Genomic DNA, 17,354 nt, shown 5'->3' on the forward strand with positions numbered 1-17,354 from the left:
CCTTACGGCTTCCTCAGGCCAGGTTTCATCTTGCGAAGCACCAGCGCCGCGCCCGTGATGACGGCTGCGGCGCCGAGTGCGATCAGCAGATGGTGGTGCAGCGGAAGGCGACCGAAGATCTGGGAAATTCCCTGGCCGAAGACATAGCCGAGTGCGGTAAAAAGCTGCCCCCAGACGAGTGCTGCAAGCAGGTTCAGCACCAGGAACCTTTGCGCCGATATGCGCGTCGTGCCGATGACGATCGGGCTGATCGTCCGCAATCCCACCAGAAAGCGGAACGCGAAGATGAATCCGGTCGGATACTTTTCGAGAAGCTGCGTGACACGCGCCAGCGCCGGCGTTTCCATCACATGGCGCACAATTTTCCATTGGGCCGCATACCGACCGGCAAAGAACCACATCTGATCGGCAGCGAAGGACCCCGCCGAGGCGACCATCGAGGCCGCCCAATAGGTTGCCAAACCACGATGCGCGATGACGCCGCCCAGGAAGGCGGCGGTTTCACCTTCAAAGGCGGTGCCGAGAAAGAGCGCGGGAAGGCCATAATTCCCGATCAGCAGTTCGATATTCAATGGCCGGTCTCCGCCTGATTGTTATGCATCTGTCGGCAATACCGATCAGACCGCCTTCAGGTCGCCGAGCAGCGTCGGGATCAGTTCCGAAACCGTCGGGTGGATCGGCACGGACCATTGCAGCTCCGGATAAGTCGTGCCGGCATTCATCGCATCGATAAGGCCGTGGATCACCTCGTCGCCTTCAATGCCAAGGATCGCCGCTCCCAGAATTTCCTTGGTTGCGGCATCGGCGATCACCTTCATAAAGCCCTTGGTTTCGCCGCGCTCGTTGGCGCGGCCGACCCGGCTCATCGGTCGGGTCGAGACCATGATCTTGCGGCCTGTGGCACGGGCCTGTTTTTCCGTCATGCCGACGCGGCCGAGCGGTGGGTCGATATAGAGAGCATAGGCGAGAATACGGCTTGAAAGCTTGCGGTCTCCGCCATCGAGCAGATTGGCGGCGGCGATCTCGAAGTCATTGTAGGACGTATGCGTGAAGGCTCCGCGGCCGTTGCAATCGCCAAGCGCCCAGATGCCGTCCACATTCGTGGCAAGCCGGTCGTCGACGGTGATGTAGCCGCGTTTGTCGGTCACAATGCCGGCTGCATCGAGTCCGAGATCGTCGGTGTTCGGTACGCGACCGGTTGCAACAAGCACATGGCTTGCCCGGATCGTCTTGGAGTCGATGGTAACGGTCGTACCATCACCATTCCTGGCGAAGCTGATATCCTTGACGTCGGTATGGATGTTTATGCCTTCGGAGCTCAGGATATCGGCAATCGCGTCGGAGATATCCTCGTCTTCGCGGGAGGCGAGCTTCGGGCCGCGCTCGATGACGGTCACTTCCGAGCCGAAGCGCCGGTACATCTGCGCAAATTCAAGGCCGATATAGCTGCCGCCGATGACGGCGAGATGTTTAGGCAGGCTGTCGAGATGGATGATACCGGTAGAGGTGAGATAGTCGATATCGGCAAGGCCCGGCATATCAGGGATGACAGGGCGCGCGCCGACATTGAGGAAAATCTTCGGTGCCGTCAGCGTCTCGCCATTGACGACAATCTCTTTCGGTCCGGTGAAGCGGGCGTGGCCGTAGATAACGGTCATGGTTTTCATGTCGGCGAACCAGCCGCTCAGACCATTTCGGGCATTCAGAATGACCGCCTCTGCGCGACCGCGCACGGTCTTCATGTCGATGCCGATTTCGCCTGATATCTGCACCCCGTAGTCGGCCCCGCGTCGCGCCACATGGGCGGCGCGCGCGCTTGCGACGAGCGTCTTTGTCGGCATGCAGCCGGCATTCACGCAGGTGCCGCCAAGGAACTTGCGTTCGATCAGCACCACTTTCATCCCCTTTTCCGCCATGCGGGCGGCGAGGAACGGACCGGCCTGGCCGGCGCCGATGAAGATTGCGTCAAAGGTTTCCATCAGCTTACCGCCACGATGATGATGGCGCCGATGATGGCGACTGCGTCTTCGATCAGGGCTGCCGGGCGATCTTGACCAAAAGAGGCGGCAAGTCTGGCGCGGGCGGCCGCGCCGCCGAAGGTGCCGATAACGGCTCCGATCACGCCGGCGATCAGGCCGCCGAAGAGCAAGCTGCTGGCCGCGCCGATCACGGCGCCACTGAGCGCACCCATGACAATGCGAGCGCCGAACTGGACCGGCACCTTGCGCGACGGCGTGGTGGGCAACTGATCGGTGATGAGCTCAACGACAGCGAGTATTGTGAAAATCCACGGCGTCCACCGATAGCCCATGAAAGCAAGCGGCGTCTGAGAGAGATCGTACCAACCGAGCGCCGCGCCCCAGGCGACGGCAGCCGGCGCAGTCATGGCGCGAAAACCGGCAACGATGCCGATGAGGAGTGCGAATAGCAAAAACATAGGCAAATCCCCCTTGAACCGCTGGCTTGCTGCCGCGGTAGAGGAAAAGTTGCACATTGTTAACTTCGTTGCAATTCGCCTCGTGAGCGACCGAACTAGTTGGAAAAGGCCGCAATACCCGTAATGGCGCGGCCGAGGATCAGCGCATGAATATCATGCGTTCCCTCATAGGTGTTGACCACTTCGAGATTGACGAGGTGGCGGGCAACGCCGAACTCATCCGAAATGCCATTGCCGCCCAGCATGTCGCGGGCGGCGCGAGCAATCTCCAGCGCCTTGCCGCAGGAATTGCGCTTGAGGATCGAGGTCAGCTCGACCGGCGGATGGCCTTCCTCTTTCATGCGGCCAAGGCGCAGACATCCCTGCAGGCCGAGTGAAATCTCGGTCGCCATGTCAGCGAGCTTCTTCTGAATGAGCTGGTTGGCAGCCAGCGGCCGCCCGAATTGCTGGCGGTCGAGCGTGTATTGCCGGGCCGTCGCGTAGCAGGCTTCGGCTGCACCGAGCGCGCCCCAGGCAATGCCGAAACGGGCCGAGTTGAGGCAAGTGAAAGGCCCCTTGAGGCCGCTGACGCCGGGCAGCAGATTTTCTTCCGGCACGAAGACATCGTCCATGACGACTTCGCCGGTGATAGAGGCACGTAGCCCGACCTTACCCTCTATCTTCGGCGCCGAGAGGCCCTTCTCGCCTTTCTCCAGAATAAAGCCTCGGATGAGCCCATCCTCGGTCTTCGCCCATACGACGAAGACATCGGCGATCGGTGCGTTCGAAATCCAGGTCTTGGAGCCAGTCAGGCTATACCCACCATCGACTTTCTTCGCCCGAGTCGCCATGGAACCGGGATCGGAACCGTGATTGGGTTCAGTAAGGCCGAAGCAACCGATCCATTCGCCGGTTGCTAGTTTCGGCAAATATTTCTTCTTCTGCTCCTCGGAGCCGAAAGCATCAATCGGCACCATAACGAGAGAGGACTGCACGCTCATCATCGAGCGATAGCCGCTGTCGACCCGTTCGACCTCACGGGCGATGAGACCATAGGCGACATAGCCGAGACCGGCGCCACCGTATTCCGGATCGATCGTCGGGCCGAGAAGGCCGAGCTCGCCCATCTCGCGGAAGATTTCCGGGTCCGTCTTCTCATGGCGGAAGGCTTCGAGGACGCGCGGGCCGAGCTTTTCCTGCGCATAGGCATGGGCGGTTTCTTGCACCATGCGCTCCTCGTCGGTCAGCTGCTCCACGAGCCGGAAGGGATCAACCCAGTCGAAAACCTCGCGCGTATGCTGCATGTCCAGTCTCCTCACCGCTTTCCAGGCGCCATTGTTGAGGCATACCTGATTTAAGGCCGCCATAGACCTGCCAGCCGACGACGTCAACTGAAGCGATTATTGCACCAATGATGCGGAAGTCATCTTTTCAAATGACGGCCGCTGCGCCAGTTTGCGCGCGATGGATTCTGGCCAGATAGATTCTGGGGTAAGGAGGCAGACATGTCATCGAGCGATCTTTTCGTCTCGGCCGAGGGCGCCGAATGGGTGAATCCAGAGCCGGGCGTGACTCGTCGCGTCATGACCTATCTGCCCGAGATGATGATGGTGGAAGTCGCCTTCGAGCCAGGTGCCGTCGGGGCCGCACATTCCCACCCGCATATCCAGGCGAGCTATGTTGCCGAAGGCAGTTTCGAGGTGACGATCGACGGGCGCACTGAAGTGCTGAAGCAGGGCGGCAGCTTCATCGTGCCGCCCAATCTCGTCCATGGCGTCAAGGCACTGGAAAAGGGCCGGCTGATCGACACGTTCACCCCACACCGCGCTGAATTCCTGAAATAATCAGGTTTCGGTCTTCGCCTTTCTCACTACGCCGGTCGCAGTAATATAGGGCGGGATGAAACACGCCTCGTCGCTGCGCACGGCTTCCCGCAGAAAGTCGATGACGGCGCGCACGCGCGGCGCCTGCTTGAGATCTCGATGGCAGGTGATCCAGTAATGGCGCTTGAGATCGACGTCATCCGGCAGCACGCGCACCAGTTCGGGATAACGGCAGGCAAAAAAATAGGGCAGAATGCCGAGGCCGAGGCCGTTTCTGGTCGCTGTCAGTTGGGCAAAGATACTGGAACTCTGGAATTGCGGCTTGATGCGCGGATGCACATCGCCGAGATAATCGAGCCCCGGCGCGAAGATCATTTCTTCGATGTAGCTGATGAAAGGGTGGTTCAGCAGGTCGTCCCGCGTCCTGATCGGCGCGGCGCGCGCCAGGTAGTCGCGGGAAGCGTAGACCTGCAGATGGTAATCCGTAAGCTTCTCCGCAAAATAGGGCCCGCCCTTCGGCTCGTCGAGGACGACGGAAATATCCGCCTCCTTGCGCGAGAGCGACATGATCTGCTGAATGGTGACGAGTTCGAGCGCGAGATGCGGATGGCGAGCGGCAAATTTCGGCAAGACTGTCGCAAAGAAGAAGTTGGCGAAACCTTCCGGTGCACTGAGCCGCACGAGACCGCGTTGGCTGAGCGAACCGTCGGCAAGATCGGCCCGCAGCCGTTCCGTTTCCTGCTCCATCTTCTCGGCCGTTTCGACGAAGCGCGTGCCCATGGCAGTGAGCACGTAGCCACGCGGATTTCGCTCGAAAAGCTTTACCTTCAGCGCAAATTCCAGCCGGTCGATGCGCCGTGAGACCGTTGCGTGACTGGAGCGCAGTTGACGCGCCGCCGTCGAAAGCTGGCCAGTGCGGGCAACGGCTAGAAAAAACTGCAGATCGTCCCAAGTAAATTGCGAAGCGTGGCTCATCGGTATCGCCCATCCGTCTACGTCTTTGGTCTAATGCGGCCTGCAAAGGAGAGCGCTTTGACTGTCGCTGTAGCGGCCTTATGACAGGTTCTGTTCAAAAACGAACAGATACTGTTTGGAATTAGATGTAAACCGCCAGTTGCCTCATGGACGAAATTCCGTGATCGTAGGGACGGAGCGGCCGCTTTGAGGAGGGCGGGTCGCCAAATTTGAACAGATTCGCAATCTGGCCAATCTCTGGGAGGAGAGAACTATGCGAAAGAATTTCATTGCTTCCGTTGCATTTTTGCTTGCAAGCAGCACCGCCGTGTTTGCCCAGAGCGCAGCAATTTCCGATGGTAAGGTCAAGATCGGCATTCTGAACGACCAGTCGGGCGTCTACGCCGATTTCGGTGGCAAGTCCTCCGTCGCAGCTGCTCAGATGGCAGTCGAGGATTTCGGCGGCAAAGTGCTCGACATGCCGATCGAGATCGTCGATGCCGACCATCAGAACAAGCCTGATGTCGCCTCCAACATTGCTCGCCAGTGGTATGACACCGAACAGGTCGATGCCATCATGGAACTGACGACGTCTTCCGTGGCGCTTGCGGTGCAGGCTATCGCCAAGGAAAAGAAGAAGGTTGATATCGTCACTGGTGCAGCGACGACGGATCTCACCGGCAAGGCCTGTTCGCCCTACGGCTTCCATTGGGCCTATGACACCCATGCTCTTGCCGTCGGCACCGGCGGTGCGCTGGTCAAACAGGGCGGCGACAGCTGGTTCTTCCTGACGGCGGACTATGCCTTCGGCTATTCGTTGGAACAGCAGACCACCGATTATGTGAAGGCGAACGGTGGCACGGTCGTCGGCTCGGTGCGCCATCCCCTGTCGACCCAGGACTTTTCCTCCTTCCTGCTGCAGGCGCAATCGTCAGGCGCCAAGGTCATCGGCCTTGCCAATGCCGGTCTCGATACGTCGAACGCGATCAAACAGGCCGCTGAATTCGGCATTACCCAGGGCGGCCAGCATCTGGCGGCGCTGCTCTTCACACTTGCCGAGGTTCATGGCCTCGGCATGGAGGCCGCTCAAGGCCTGACGTTGACGGAAGGTTATTATTGGAACCGCGATGATCAGAGCCGCGAATTCGGTAAGAAGTTCTTCGCCCGTACCGGAAAGATGCCGAACATGATCCACGCCGGCACCTATTCGGCTGTCCTGCAATATCTGAAGGCGATCCAGAAGGCGGGCACCGACGAAACGGAAGCCGTCTCGAAGCAGCTTCACGCGATGCCCGTCGACGACGTCTTCGGCCGTGGCGGCACGGTTGGCCCGAACGGCCGCATGATCCACGACATGTACTTGCTGCAGGTCAAGAAGCCGGCGGAAAGCAAGGAGCCGTGGGACTATTTCAACGTCCTCGCCACCATTCCAGGCAAAGAAGCCTATATCGACCCCGCCAAGAGCGGCTGCGATCTGGTGAAATAGGATATGGCGGTCTCCGCACTTGAAACTCAGGCCAAGCCGCGGGTGGTGCTTTGCGCCCGCGGCCTGCGCCGCGATTTCGGCGGCTTCACAGCCGTCAAGAACGTCGATCTCGATGTGCATGATGCGAGCGTCCATGCGCTGATCGGGCCGAATGGCGCCGGCAAGACGACGGTATTCAACCTGCTCACCAAGTTCCTGCAGCCGACGTCGGGCACGATCACGCTGATGGGCACCGATATCACCAGGACGCCGCCGGACAGAGTAGCCCGCATGGGCCTCGTCCGCTCCTTCCAGATCTCGGCGGTTTTTCCGCATTTGACCGTGCTCGACAATGTGCGGGTCGCCCTGCAGCGGCCGAACAATCTTTCTACGCAATTCTGGCGACCGCTTTCGGCGCTCGACAGCCTGAACGAGCGGGCCGAGCAGCTGCTTGCGAGCGTCGGGCTTGCCAAAGAGCGCGATCACATCGCCGCCGATCTCTCCTATGGCCGCAAACGGGTGCTCGAAATCGCCACCACGCTGGCGCTCGATCCGAAAGTTCTGCTTCTCGATGAGCCGATGGCCGGCATGGGGCAGGAGGACGTCAGCGTCGTCTCTGCCATCATCCGCGACGTCGCCCGTGACCGGGCCGTGCTGATGGTCGAGCACAATCTGTCCGTCGTCGCCAATATCTGCCAGCATGTGACCGTATTGCAGCGTGGCGAGATCCTCGCAGAGGGCGACTATGCGACCGTCAGCCAGGACGAGCGCGTTCGCCAGGCCTATATGGGCACGGAGGAGCATCACTGATGGCGGCACTTCTGGAAGTCCAGGGGCTGAACGCCTGGTATGGCGAAAGCCACATCCTGCATGGGATCGATATGACGGTCGGCGAGGGCGAGACGGTGACGATCCTCGGCCGCAACGGCGTCGGCAAGACGACGACCCTGCGCACCATCACCGGCATCGTGCGCGCCCGAAAGGGAAAGATCAGCTTTGCCGGGACCGATATGATGCCGGTGCCGCTTCACAAGACGGCGCATAAAGGCATCGGTTTCGTTCCCGAAGAGCGGGGCATATTCTCGACACTGACCGTTTCAGAGAATCTGATGTTGCCGCCTGTCGTGGCCCCCGGCGGCATGAGCCTCGACGAAATCTACGAACTTTTTCCGAACCTTTACGAGAGGCGCACGAGCTCCGGCACGAAGCTCTCCGGCGGCGAACAGCAGATGCTGGCGATCGCCCGCATTTTGCGGACCGGCGTGCGTCTGCTGTTGCTCGACGAGCCGACGGAGGGGCTGGCGCCCGTCATCGTGCAACGTATCGGTGAGGTTCTGAAGACGCTGAAGGAGCGCGGCATGACCATCGTGCTCGTCGAACAGAACTTCCGTTTCGCAAGCCGTATTGCCGATCGCTTCTATCTGATGGATCATGGCCAGATGGTCTCGGAATTCCCGGTCGGCGAACTGCCGCAGCGCATGGATATGCTGCACAAGGTTCTGGGAGTGTGACGCGATGACGATGATCTTCGGCATTCCCTTGCAGGCGCTGTTCGGCCAGCTGCTGATCGGTCTGATTAACGGATCTTTCTACGCTCTCCTGAGTCTCGGCCTTGCGATCATTTTCGGGCTACTGCGCGTCATCAATTTCGCGCATGGCGCCCAGTATATGCTGGGCGCCTTCGTAGCTTATCTACTCCTGAATTATCTCGGCATCGGTTATTGGCCATCACTGATCCTGGCGCCCGTCATTGTCGGTTTCGCCGGAGCGATCATCGAGCGGCTCTTCCTGCGCCGGCTCTACGATCTTGACCCCCTTTATGGCCTGCTTTTCACCTTCGGGCTGGCGCTCGCCGTTGAGGGCACCTTCCGTTACCTCTACGGCTCGTCAGGCCAGCCTTACGCGACGCCGCCGGCCCTTGCCGGCGGAATCAATCTCGGCTTCATGTTCCTGCCGATCTATCGCGGTTGGGTGGTGATCGTTTCGCTTGTCGTCTGCATCGGCACCTGGCTGCTGATCGAAAAGACCAAGCTTGGTGCCTATCTGCGATCGGCGACGGAAAATGCCACTATCGTGCAGGCCTTCGGCGTCAATGTGCCGGTTCTCTTGACCTTCACTTATGCGCTCGGGGCCGGCCTTGCCGCCTTTGCCGGCGTGCTGGCAGCGCCCATCTACCAGGTTTCGCCGCTGATGGGATCCAATATGATCATCATCGTCTTCGCGGTGGTCGTCGTCGGCGGCATGGGTTCGATCATGGGCGCCATCATCACCGGCTATGTGCTCGGCATCGCGGAGGGCCTGACCAAGGTTTTCTATCCGGAAGCTTCGAATATTGTCATCTTTGTGATCATGGCGATCGTGCTTCTCATCAGGCCCGCGGGCCTCTTCGGCCGGGATGCGTGACATGGCTGACATCACCGAAACGATCCGAACGGAAAAGAGCCGCACTGCCCTTTCGGTGCAGACCGGATTCCTGATCATCGGGCTCCTGCTTCTGTTGCTCGCGCCCTTCTTCTTCTATCCGATCTTCCTGATGAAGCTGCTTTGCTTCGCCCTCTTTGCCTGCGCCTTCAACCTTCTGCTCGGCTATACCGGCCTGCTTTCCTTCGGCCATGCGACCTTCTTCGGCGGCGCCGCCTATTTTACCGCCTATACGGTGAAGAGCTGGGGCTTTCCGCCGGAGCTCGGCATCTTCGTCGGCGTGCTCGGGGCCACGGTGCTCGGCCTCGTCATGGGTTTCTTTGCGATCCGCCGGCAGGGCATCTATTTCGCCATGATCACGCTGGCGCTGTCGCAGATGTTCTTCTTCTTCTGTCTGCAGGCAAAATTCACCGAAGGCGAGGACGGCATCCAGTCGGTGCCGCGCGGACATCTCTTCGGCTTCATCGATCTGAACAGCTCGACCAACATGTATTATTTCGTGCTGGCGGTGTTCGTGATCGGGCTGCTGATCATCTGGCGCTTCATCAACTCGCCTTTCGGCATGATCCTGAAATCCATCCGCGAGAATGAGCAGCGGGCAATCTCGCTCGGCTATTCCGTGGCACGTTACAAGCTCGGCGCTTTCGTGATGTCGGCAGCGCTTGCCGGGCTTGCGGGATCGGTCAAGGCGCTGGTCTTCCAGTTCGCGACGCTGACGGATGTCGCCTGGCAGATGTCGGGCGAGGTGATCCTGATGACGCTGCTTGGTGGTATTGGCACCTTGATCGGTCCGACCTTCGGCGCGGGCCTTGTCGTGACGCTGGAAAACTATCTGGCGACCTCGGAATTTCCGGTCACCATCATCACCGGCATCGTCTTCATGATCTGCGTGCTGATCTTCCGCCGCGGCATCATCGGTGAATTCTACGCCTCTCGGCTCGGGCGTAAGCTGGGCTTTGTCTATCGTCGCTGAACGGGCGGACCTCTTCTCCTGCAACGGGTGAAGATGTGCAGCGGCGCCGCGAAATCCCATCTCGCCGGTCCCCCGGGGAGATGGGACGCAGCCATTTCGGAGTGCACGATCCATGGATCGCTATGACTACATTATCGTCGGGGCAGGCAGTGCCGGCTGCGTGCTCGCGAACCGGCTCTCTGCCGACCGCAATGTGAGGGTCTTGCTGCTGGAGGCGGGCGGGAATGACAATTACCACTGGATCCATATTCCAGTCGGTTATCTCTACTGCATCAACAATCCGCGCACGGACTGGTGTTTTACAACCGCACCCGAGGACGGGCTGAACGGGCGGGCACTCAACTATCCGCGCGGAAAGGTGCTCGGCGGCTGCTCCTCGATCAACGGCATGATCTATATGCGCGGCCAGGGTCGCGACTACGACCTCTGGCGTCAAATGGGGTGCACCGGCTGGGGCTGGGATGACGTCCTGCCCTTCTTTCGCAAGTCGGAGGATCACTACAAAGGCGAGGACGAGATGCATGGCGCCGGCGGCGAATGGCGCGTGGAAAAGGCGCGGGTGCGCTGGGATGTGCTGGACGCTTTCCAGCAGGCCGCCAAGGAGGCCGGAATTCCTGAAACGGCCGATTTCAACCGCGGCACAAACGAAGGTTCCGGCTATTTCGACGTCAACCAGCGTTCCGGCATCCGCTGGAATGCGACGAAGGCCTTTTTGCGTCCGGCGATGAAACGCGGCAACCTAACCGTGATGACCAAGGCGCAGGTGCGGCGGCTGCTGGTCGAGGAAGGCGCCGTAGTCGGTGTCGAATATCAATATGGCGGCACCGCAAAGCGGGCTTACGCAGCGAGGGAAACCGTGCTGTCTGCCGGCTCCATCGGCTCGCCGCATATTCTGGAGCTTTCCGGCATTGGCCGTGGCGAGGTTCTTCAGCAGGCAGGCATCGATACGCTGACCGACGTGAAGGGCATTGGCGAAAACCTGCAGGATCATCTGCAGCTTCGCCTCGCCTACAAGGTTACCGGTGTGCCGACGCTCAACGAAAAGGCTTCGAAGCTGATCGGAAAGGCGGCGATCGGGCTCGAATATCTCGTGCGCCGTTCCGGGCCGATGGCGATGGCGCCAAGCCAGCTTGGCATTTTCACCCGTTCCGGCCCCGATAAGGAAACCCCCGATCTGCAATATCATGTCCAGCCGGTGTCGCTGGAAAAATTCGGCGATCCCGTCCATCCCTTTCCGGCGATCACGGCGAGCGTCTGCAATCTGCGGCCGGAAAGCCGCGGTTCCGTGCACGTTTCCAGCCCCGATTTTGCTGCCCAGCCCGTCATTGCGCCAAAATACCTCTCGACGCAGCGCGATCGCGACATAGCTGTTCGTTCGATAAGGCTGACGCGCCGGATCGTGGCACAACCCTCCTTCGCTCGCTTTCACCCGGAGGAGTTCAAGCCGGGGCCGAGCTACCGAAGCGAAGCGGAACTGGAAAAGGCGGCAGGCGATATCGGCACGACGATCTTCCATCCGGTCGGCACCTGCCGCATGGGGGTGGACAGGGACAGCGTGGTCGATCCGCGGCTGCGGCTGCGGGCGCTCGCCAAACTCAGGATAGCAGACGCCTCGGTGATGCCGGCCATCACGTCGGGCAATACCAACTCGCCGACGATCATGATCGCCGAAAAGGCGGCGGCCATGATCCTCGAGGACAACAGATAGGAGATGACCATGGCAAGGATCGCATTTATCGGCCTCGGCAATATGGGCGGACCGATGGCCGCCAATCTCGTCAAGGTCGGCCATGAGGTGCTCGGTTTCGACCTCGCTGCTCCTGTCCTGAAGGCAGCCGAGGAAAGCGGCATAAAGCCGGCAAGCCATGCCAGCCAGGCGGTCAAGGACGCGGATATCGTCATTACCATGCTGCCGCAGGGCAGGCACGTGCTGACGGCCTGGACCGATATCTTGCAGTCGACCGCGCAGGGCACGCTCGTCATCGACTGCTCGACGATCGATGTCGAAAGCAGCCGCAGGGCACACGAGATGGCGAAGGCTGCAAGCTGCCTGTCGCTTGATGCGCCGGTCTCTGGCGGCACGGGCGGGGCAAGCGCCGGCACGCTGACCTTCATGGCCGGCGGTTCCGAAGAGGCTTTCGCCAAGGCGAAGCCGATCCTCGAGGCTATGGGCAAGAAGATCGTCCATTGCGGTGAGGCAGGTGCCGGACAGGCGGCGAAAATCTGCAACAATATGATCCTCGGCATTTCGATGGTTGGCGTTTGTGAGGCCTTCGTGCTTGCCGAAAAACTTGGCCTTTCACATCAGGCGCTCTTCGATGTCGCCTCCACCTCGTCGGGCCAGTGCTGGTCGATCAACACCTATTGCCCGGTGCCGGGACCTGTGCCGACCTCGCCTGCCAATAATGACTATAAGCCGGGCTTTGCCGCAGCGCTGATGCTGAAGGATCTCAGGCTCTCGCAGGAGGCTGCGCTCGCAAGCGGCGCGTCCACGCCGCTTGGCGCGGAAGCGGCCCAGCTCTACGCGCTCTTCGAGAAGCTCGGCAATGGCGGCAAGGATTTCTCAGCAATAATCGAGATGTTTCGTGAAAAGATGTGAGGTTCAGATCGAGCGCTCCCAATAGGCGCCGATGCTCATCTTGTGACGGTCGTGGCCGCGCTCGGTCTTGAGGAAATCGCGAATGCGCTTGGCCTCGGACCTCTCGCAACCGGCCCAGACGAAGGTGTCCGCGTCAGCATTCGAAAGCGCCGTCTTGATGGCGCTTTCGATGAGACCCATGGTACCCGCGGGTGCGCCGTTACGATGCATCCAGGTGAGATCGACCGTAGCGGCCGATGGCACGGGAAGTTCTTCCGCGGGGCCATCGACTTCCAGGAAGATGCGCAGATGCGTCTCCGCTGGAACTTCGGCGGCGATGCGGGAGATGGCGGGCAGAGCCGCCTCGTCTCCGGCAAGGATCATCGCTGCCGCATCGGGGACGCCGCCGCCACCGGGACCGAGTGCGCCGGCGATATCGCCGGGCGTGGCGTTCACCGCCCATTCGGTGCCGGGCATGTTTTCGCCCTCATGCAATACGAAATCGATATCGATTTCACCGCGCTCCAGATCGACGCTGCGGAACGTATAGATGCGTACAGTCAGCGCATCCTCGTCTTTGGCCCATTCGATGCGCCCATCCGAACGCAGTTTCGGCCAGATGGGCGTTCGGCCCTTCGGAGGGATGAGCAGCCGAAAATGCAGGCCGCCGTGAGCGAAATGTCGCGTGTCCTCGCAAGCAATGGTCACGCGGCGCATATGCGGACTGATATTGCGGGCGCCGACCACGCGGATTTCGCGCAGGTCCGGCAAGCGGTCTGCCTTCGGTGCGTCCGACCAGGCGAGTTCAAGCGCATCCTCACCGGCGAACTGGAAGAGATGCTCGGCGAGCACTGAGCGAACATTTTGGAGTGCTCGCGCACTTTTGCAGGAGAGCTCGATCGCGAGCTTGCGGCCTTCTTGGCGGATCTCTGCCTTGCCGATCGTCATCTCCAGTGACACCTGGTCGCCGTCGCGTTTGACGGTGCTGTGTTCGACGAAATGGGTGCAAAGCTCATCAAGTATTCTGATGGGATCGACGGCGATCGCGACGCCGGATGCGGTGAAACCTTCAGCCATCATTGTTTGATGTCCTTTCGCGAGAGCAGCCAGACGAGATAGGGGCCGCCGATCAGGGCAGCGAAGAGGCTGACCGGCACCTGATAAGGGTAGATGACGACGCGCGAGAGCCAGTCAGCTGTCATCAGCACGCCGGCGCCGAGGAGCACGCTTGCAGCAAGCTGCTGGCCCGGCCGATAGAAACCGACCAGCCGCGCGAGATGTGGGGCAATGAGCCCGGTAAGGCTGAGCGGCCCGATAAGGAATGAGGCGATTGCCGTCATCAGCGCGGCGATGATCGCCAATGTCAGGCGGCTTGCGCCGACATGAAGGCCGAGGGAACGGCTGGAATTACCGCCGAGCGGCAGGATCACCAACCAGCGGCCAAGGAAGGGCAATGGCGCAACGAGCACCAGCAGCGAGACAATTGCGGTCCAGGCCTCGAACGCGCCGGCACGATTGGTCGAGCCGGATAACCAGGTGAGCAGGATATATCCGCGCATATCGCCCTGCGCGAGCACCATGGTGACGATCGCCATAGCGAAGGCGCCGATGCCGACACCGGCAAGCAGCATACGCTCCGGCGAGAATTGTGCCCGGGCGGAAATGGCGATCATCGCCAGGAATGCGGTAAGCGCGCCAAGCGCCATGGCGAGAAGCATGATGAGAGGCGAGGGGAAGCCGAAGAGGAAGAGCGCCGCCGTCAGCCCCGCTCCGGCGCCGCCGCTGATGCCGAGCACCTCGGGACTTGCGATCGGATTGCCGGTCATCCGCTGCATGATGAAGCCGGCTGCTGCGAGCATGCCGCCGGCACCGGCCGCGACGATGATGCGGGGAAGGCGGAACGGCAGGAGATCAGTGAAGAGCGCGCCGGTTGCGATAGTCCAGCCGCTATTCGCCGGCCCGAGGGTGAGGAAGACAGCGAAGAGCAGGACGATTGCGCCGGAGAGCGCAGCTAGAGCCGAAAGCGGTTTCGCCAGTCTCGTGAGCGCCTGTGTAGATTGCGCTGCGACGGCTGTGACCGAGTGCACGCGCGGCAGCAGAAAAAGCAGCAACGGCCCGCCGAGCAGGGCGGTCGCAGCACCGGTTGGCGCAAGATCGGTAAATCCGGGGCCGAGGATTTGGGTCAGGCAATCGGTGAGGAAGAGCAGACCGGCGCCGGTGAGCGGTGCTGCGACGAGCAGGCCTTTGGTGCTGCGCGAGCCCAAGGCCCTTGCGATTGCGGGGGCGGCGAGGCCGAGGAATCCGATCACGCCGACTTCGGCCGTGACCGACGCTGCAAGCCACACGGCAAGCGCAAGGATGGCGAAGCGCGCAGAGTGCAGTGCGAGGCCGAGGCTTTTGGCGCTGCTGTCATCCAGCGCGAGAATGCGCAACGGCCGCACTAGGAACAGGGCCGCAGCGAAGCCGAGGATAAGGCGGGGACCAAGCGCAAATACGCCGTTCCAGTCCTGCTGGCTCAGCGAACCGGCACCCCAGATATAGATCGACATGGCGTATTCGCCGCGCGCCAGGATAAGAGTAACGCTGAGCGCAGCGGCGATCATGCTGATGATCATGCCCGAGAGCGTGACGGTGACCGGATCGAGCCCGCGTCGCCAACTCAAGGCGAGGACGATCGCGACGGCGGCAAGCCCGCCGCCAAAGGCAACCATCTCTCGCGAGAAGCCGATCAGCAGCGGCGAAAAGCTGAGAGCCGCCGTCATTGCCAGCTCCGCGCCCGAGGCAATGCCGAGCGTCGAGGCATCGGCAATCGGATTGCGCAGCACCCGCTGCAGCAGTGCACCGGAAAGGCCTAGGGCGGCGCCGGCGACCAGAGCCAATACGGCGCGGGGCATGATGCTGTTCCAGAGCAGAACGTGATTGAGGATGGCAGCTTGAGCGGTGTCGCCTGGTACCAGCGGCCGTGTCGCGATCAAGAGCGCAAAGGCTGCGATACACATCACCGGCAACGCGAGAGCGGCAACGAGGATGCTGGCGCCCCGGGCGGGTCTGGCGAGGCTAACCGTTCCATGCATGACCAAGGCCCTCCCGAAGAAGATCGGCAAAGCGCATGGCGGCCGGCAGCGCCCCATAGGGGTTGATCGGGCCAAGCATCAGCACGCGCCTGTCGCGCACGGCTGGCAGTGCATTCCAGAAGGCGCTGTTTGAAAGCGTCACGATCGCCTCGGCAGGATGGGGTGGCACCATGACGATCCAGGCATCCGGCATCGAAGCCAATATCTCGATACCGATAGGGGCGGCGGCGGAATAGCTGGTCGCGCCTTGCCATGCATTGGCAAGGCCGACACGCCGCAGTACCTCGCCGAACATGCTGTCGGAGCCGAAGACGCGGAAATGTCTGGCATCGCCAAGATTGACAGGGATGACCGGCCGTCCGTCGCCGGCGGCAAAGAAGGTTCGGCAATGATCGAGTTTGCTGGCAAGCTCCTCGGCGAGTCGCCTCGCGGCAACGAGCTGCAGCCGGTCGCCGATCGCAAGCGTCGCCTGTTCGGCAAGTGCGTAGGGGCTTTCGCCGGGCTTGTAGATCGCATGGCTTTCGACGGGTGCGATCGGCTGCATGCGCGCGTCCGCCCAGCCATAGAAATTCGAGTTGAAAATCAAATCGGGCCGGGCGAAACGCAAGACCTCGAAATTCGGCGTGCCCCGCAGGCCGAGATCGGCAACACTGCCGGGAATGACGGGCGTGACCGCTACTTCGCGGAACTGTCTCAATTCCGTTCCGGCGACGACGTTGGCGCCGATTGCCAGCAGAGTTTCGAGCAATGCCCAATCGAGGGTCGCGACGCGCAGGCTATCGGCCGCCCGCAAGAGCGCAGGGGTCGACAGCGTGGCTGCCGCACCGGCCAAAAATTGCCTGCGGGAGAAAAATGCCATGGCCTACAAGAGATAGCTGACCGGCTCGTTGCGAACCGGATGCGGGAAGACGCCCATGCCGACGCCGAAGATCGACTGCAGTTTGTCGGCCTGCATGATATCGGCAGGCGCGCCTTCGGCTGTGATCTGACCATGATTAAGGGCGATGATGGAGTCGCAATAGCGGGCGGCCAGGTTTATGTCATGCAACACGATCACGACGGTCAGGCCACGTTCGTGGCTGAGCTCCTGCACCAGCGACAGCACACTTGCCTGATGGGCAAGGTCGAGCGCGGAGGTCGGCTCATCGAGCAGCAGGCAGCGAGCGTTCTGGGCAAGCATCATGGCGATCCAGGCCCGCTGACGTTCGCCGCCGGACATGCTGGCGACGAGACGGTCAGCGAAGTCCTCAAGCTCGGTACGGACGATCGCTTCCTCGACCATCTCACGGTCAATAGTGCTGAAACGGCCGAGCGTGCCGTGCCAGGGGAAGCGGCCGAGCGCCACGAGTTCGCGCACGGTCATGCCATCGGTCGCCGGCGTGAACTGCGGCATGTAGGCGACATGGCGGGCGAAAGCGCGGCTGCCCCAGTCGGCAGCCGGTTTACCGTCGAAGGAGACCGAACCGCTCTTCGGGGCGATCTGTCGGGCAACGATCTTCAGAAGGGTGCTTTTGCCGGAGCCGTTAGGGCCGACGAGACCATAGATACGGCCGGCCTCAAGCGTCAGATCGATACCATCAAGGATCGACCTGTTGCCGACCGCGTAATCGATCCCGGCAAGGTTCAAGAAGGGCGTGGACACGAGGAAAC

At 61.2% G+C, this 17,354-nt stretch carries 17 protein-coding genes; 8 read left to right on the forward strand and 9 right to left on the reverse strand.

All coding sequences use genetic code 11. From position 1 onward, the window contains the following. Positions 1 to 2: 2 nt before the first annotated feature. The 4 genes from FHX08_RS22340 to FHX08_RS22355 form a co-directional block, all read right to left on the reverse strand. Entirely contained in the window at positions 3 to 572 is a 570-nt protein-coding gene (locus FHX08_RS22340) for a DedA family protein (RefSeq protein WP_132656756.1), read from the reverse strand. Between the two features lie 45 nt (positions 573 to 617). Further along, positions 618 to 1,979, reverse strand: coding sequence for an FAD-containing oxidoreductase (locus tag FHX08_RS22345; protein ID WP_132656757.1), 1,362 nt, complete (start codon positions 1,977 to 1,979; stop codon positions 618 to 620). After that, positions 1,979 to 2,437, reverse strand: a complete 459-nt coding sequence (locus FHX08_RS22350; RefSeq protein ID WP_132656758.1) for a DUF4126 family protein — start codon at positions 2,435 to 2,437, stop codon at positions 1,979 to 1,981. Before FHX08_RS22350 ends, FHX08_RS22345 begins: the two co-directional genes overlap by 1 nt. 95 nt (positions 2,438 to 2,532) lie before the next feature. Continuing rightward, the gene (locus tag FHX08_RS22355; protein WP_132656759.1) at positions 2,533 to 3,720 is read right to left on the reverse strand and encodes an acyl-CoA dehydrogenase; all 1,188 of its coding nucleotides are present in this window, start codon (positions 3,718 to 3,720) and stop codon (positions 2,533 to 2,535) included. 201 nt (positions 3,721 to 3,921) lie between these two features. On the opposite strand from FHX08_RS22355, the gene FHX08_RS22360 reads away from it, so the two are divergent. Then, a complete protein-coding gene (locus tag FHX08_RS22360) occupies positions 3,922 to 4,260 on the forward strand; it encodes a cupin domain-containing protein (RefSeq protein ID WP_132656760.1) in 339 nt (112 codons plus the stop codon). On the opposite strand, the gene FHX08_RS22365 is transcribed toward FHX08_RS22360, so the two are convergent. Then, positions 4,261 to 5,214, reverse strand: a complete 954-nt coding sequence (locus FHX08_RS22365; RefSeq protein WP_132656761.1) for a LysR family transcriptional regulator — start codon at positions 5,212 to 5,214, stop codon at positions 4,261 to 4,263. Between the two features lie 253 nt (positions 5,215 to 5,467). On the opposite strand from FHX08_RS22365, the gene FHX08_RS22370 reads away from it, so the two are divergent. The 7 genes from FHX08_RS22370 to mmsB all read left to right on the forward strand — a co-directional run bounded on the left by FHX08_RS22370 (position 5,468) and on the right by mmsB (position 12,651). Continuing rightward, the gene (locus FHX08_RS22370; RefSeq protein WP_132656762.1) at positions 5,468 to 6,679 is read left to right on the forward strand and encodes an ABC transporter substrate-binding protein; all 1,212 of its coding nucleotides are present in this window, start codon (positions 5,468 to 5,470) and stop codon (positions 6,677 to 6,679) included. A 3-nt stretch (positions 6,680 to 6,682) separates the two neighbouring features. Continuing rightward, on the forward strand, positions 6,683 to 7,468 hold the full coding sequence (locus FHX08_RS22375) for an ABC transporter ATP-binding protein (protein WP_132656763.1): 786 nt from the start codon (positions 6,683 to 6,685) through the stop codon (positions 7,466 to 7,468). Then, positions 7,468 to 8,169 (forward strand): ABC transporter ATP-binding protein, encoded by a 702-nt coding sequence (locus FHX08_RS22380; protein WP_132656764.1) that lies wholly within the window; start codon positions 7,468 to 7,470, stop codon positions 8,167 to 8,169. Before FHX08_RS22375 ends, FHX08_RS22380 begins: the two co-directional genes overlap by 1 nt. 4 nt (positions 8,170 to 8,173) lie before the next feature. Continuing rightward, positions 8,174 to 9,061, forward strand: a complete 888-nt coding sequence (locus FHX08_RS22385) for a branched-chain amino acid ABC transporter permease (RefSeq protein ID WP_132656765.1) — start codon at positions 8,174 to 8,176, stop codon at positions 9,059 to 9,061. A 1-nt stretch (position 9,062) separates the two neighbouring features. Next, complete coding sequence (locus FHX08_RS22390) at positions 9,063 to 10,052, forward strand: branched-chain amino acid ABC transporter permease (protein WP_132656766.1); 990 nt, start codon at positions 9,063 to 9,065, stop codon at positions 10,050 to 10,052. Positions 10,053 to 10,164: 112 nt separating this feature from the next. Then, complete coding sequence (locus FHX08_RS22395; RefSeq protein WP_132656767.1) at positions 10,165 to 11,760, forward strand: GMC family oxidoreductase; 1,596 nt, start codon at positions 10,165 to 10,167, stop codon at positions 11,758 to 11,760. A gap of 9 nt (positions 11,761 to 11,769) precedes the next feature. Beyond that, a complete protein-coding gene (mmsB, locus tag FHX08_RS22400) occupies positions 11,770 to 12,651 on the forward strand; it encodes a 3-hydroxyisobutyrate dehydrogenase (RefSeq protein ID WP_132656768.1) in 882 nt (293 codons plus the stop codon). Positions 12,652 to 12,654: 3 nt separating this feature from the next. Here mmsB and FHX08_RS22405 read toward each other — a convergent pair whose 3' ends face one another. From FHX08_RS22405 to FHX08_RS22420, 4 genes are read right to left on the reverse strand one after another with little or no spacing between them, the layout of a single operon-like run. Beyond that, positions 12,655 to 13,710, reverse strand: coding sequence for a DUF2218 domain-containing protein (locus FHX08_RS22405; RefSeq protein ID WP_132656769.1), 1,056 nt, complete (start codon positions 13,708 to 13,710; stop codon positions 12,655 to 12,657). Then, complete coding sequence (fhuB, locus tag FHX08_RS22410; RefSeq protein WP_184327644.1) at positions 13,707 to 15,704, reverse strand: Fe(3+)-hydroxamate ABC transporter permease FhuB; 1,998 nt, start codon at positions 15,702 to 15,704, stop codon at positions 13,707 to 13,709. The genes FHX08_RS22405 and fhuB overlap by 4 nt, the downstream gene beginning before the upstream one ends. Further along, positions 15,688 to 16,563, reverse strand: a complete 876-nt coding sequence (locus FHX08_RS22415; RefSeq protein WP_132656771.1) for an ABC transporter substrate-binding protein — start codon at positions 16,561 to 16,563, stop codon at positions 15,688 to 15,690. The genes fhuB and FHX08_RS22415 overlap by 17 nt, the downstream gene beginning before the upstream one ends. Positions 16,564 to 16,566: 3 nt before the next feature. Then, positions 16,567 to 17,346: an ABC transporter ATP-binding protein gene (locus FHX08_RS22420; protein ID WP_132656772.1), complete on the reverse strand. Its 780-nt coding sequence runs from the start codon at positions 17,344 to 17,346 to the stop codon at positions 16,567 to 16,569. Positions 17,347 to 17,354: the final 8 nt, after the last annotated feature.

The sequence above is a fragment of the Rhizobium sp. BK529 genome, assembly GCF_014194105.1.
Taxonomy (GTDB): Bacteria; Pseudomonadota; Alphaproteobacteria; order Rhizobiales; family Rhizobiaceae; genus Rhizobium.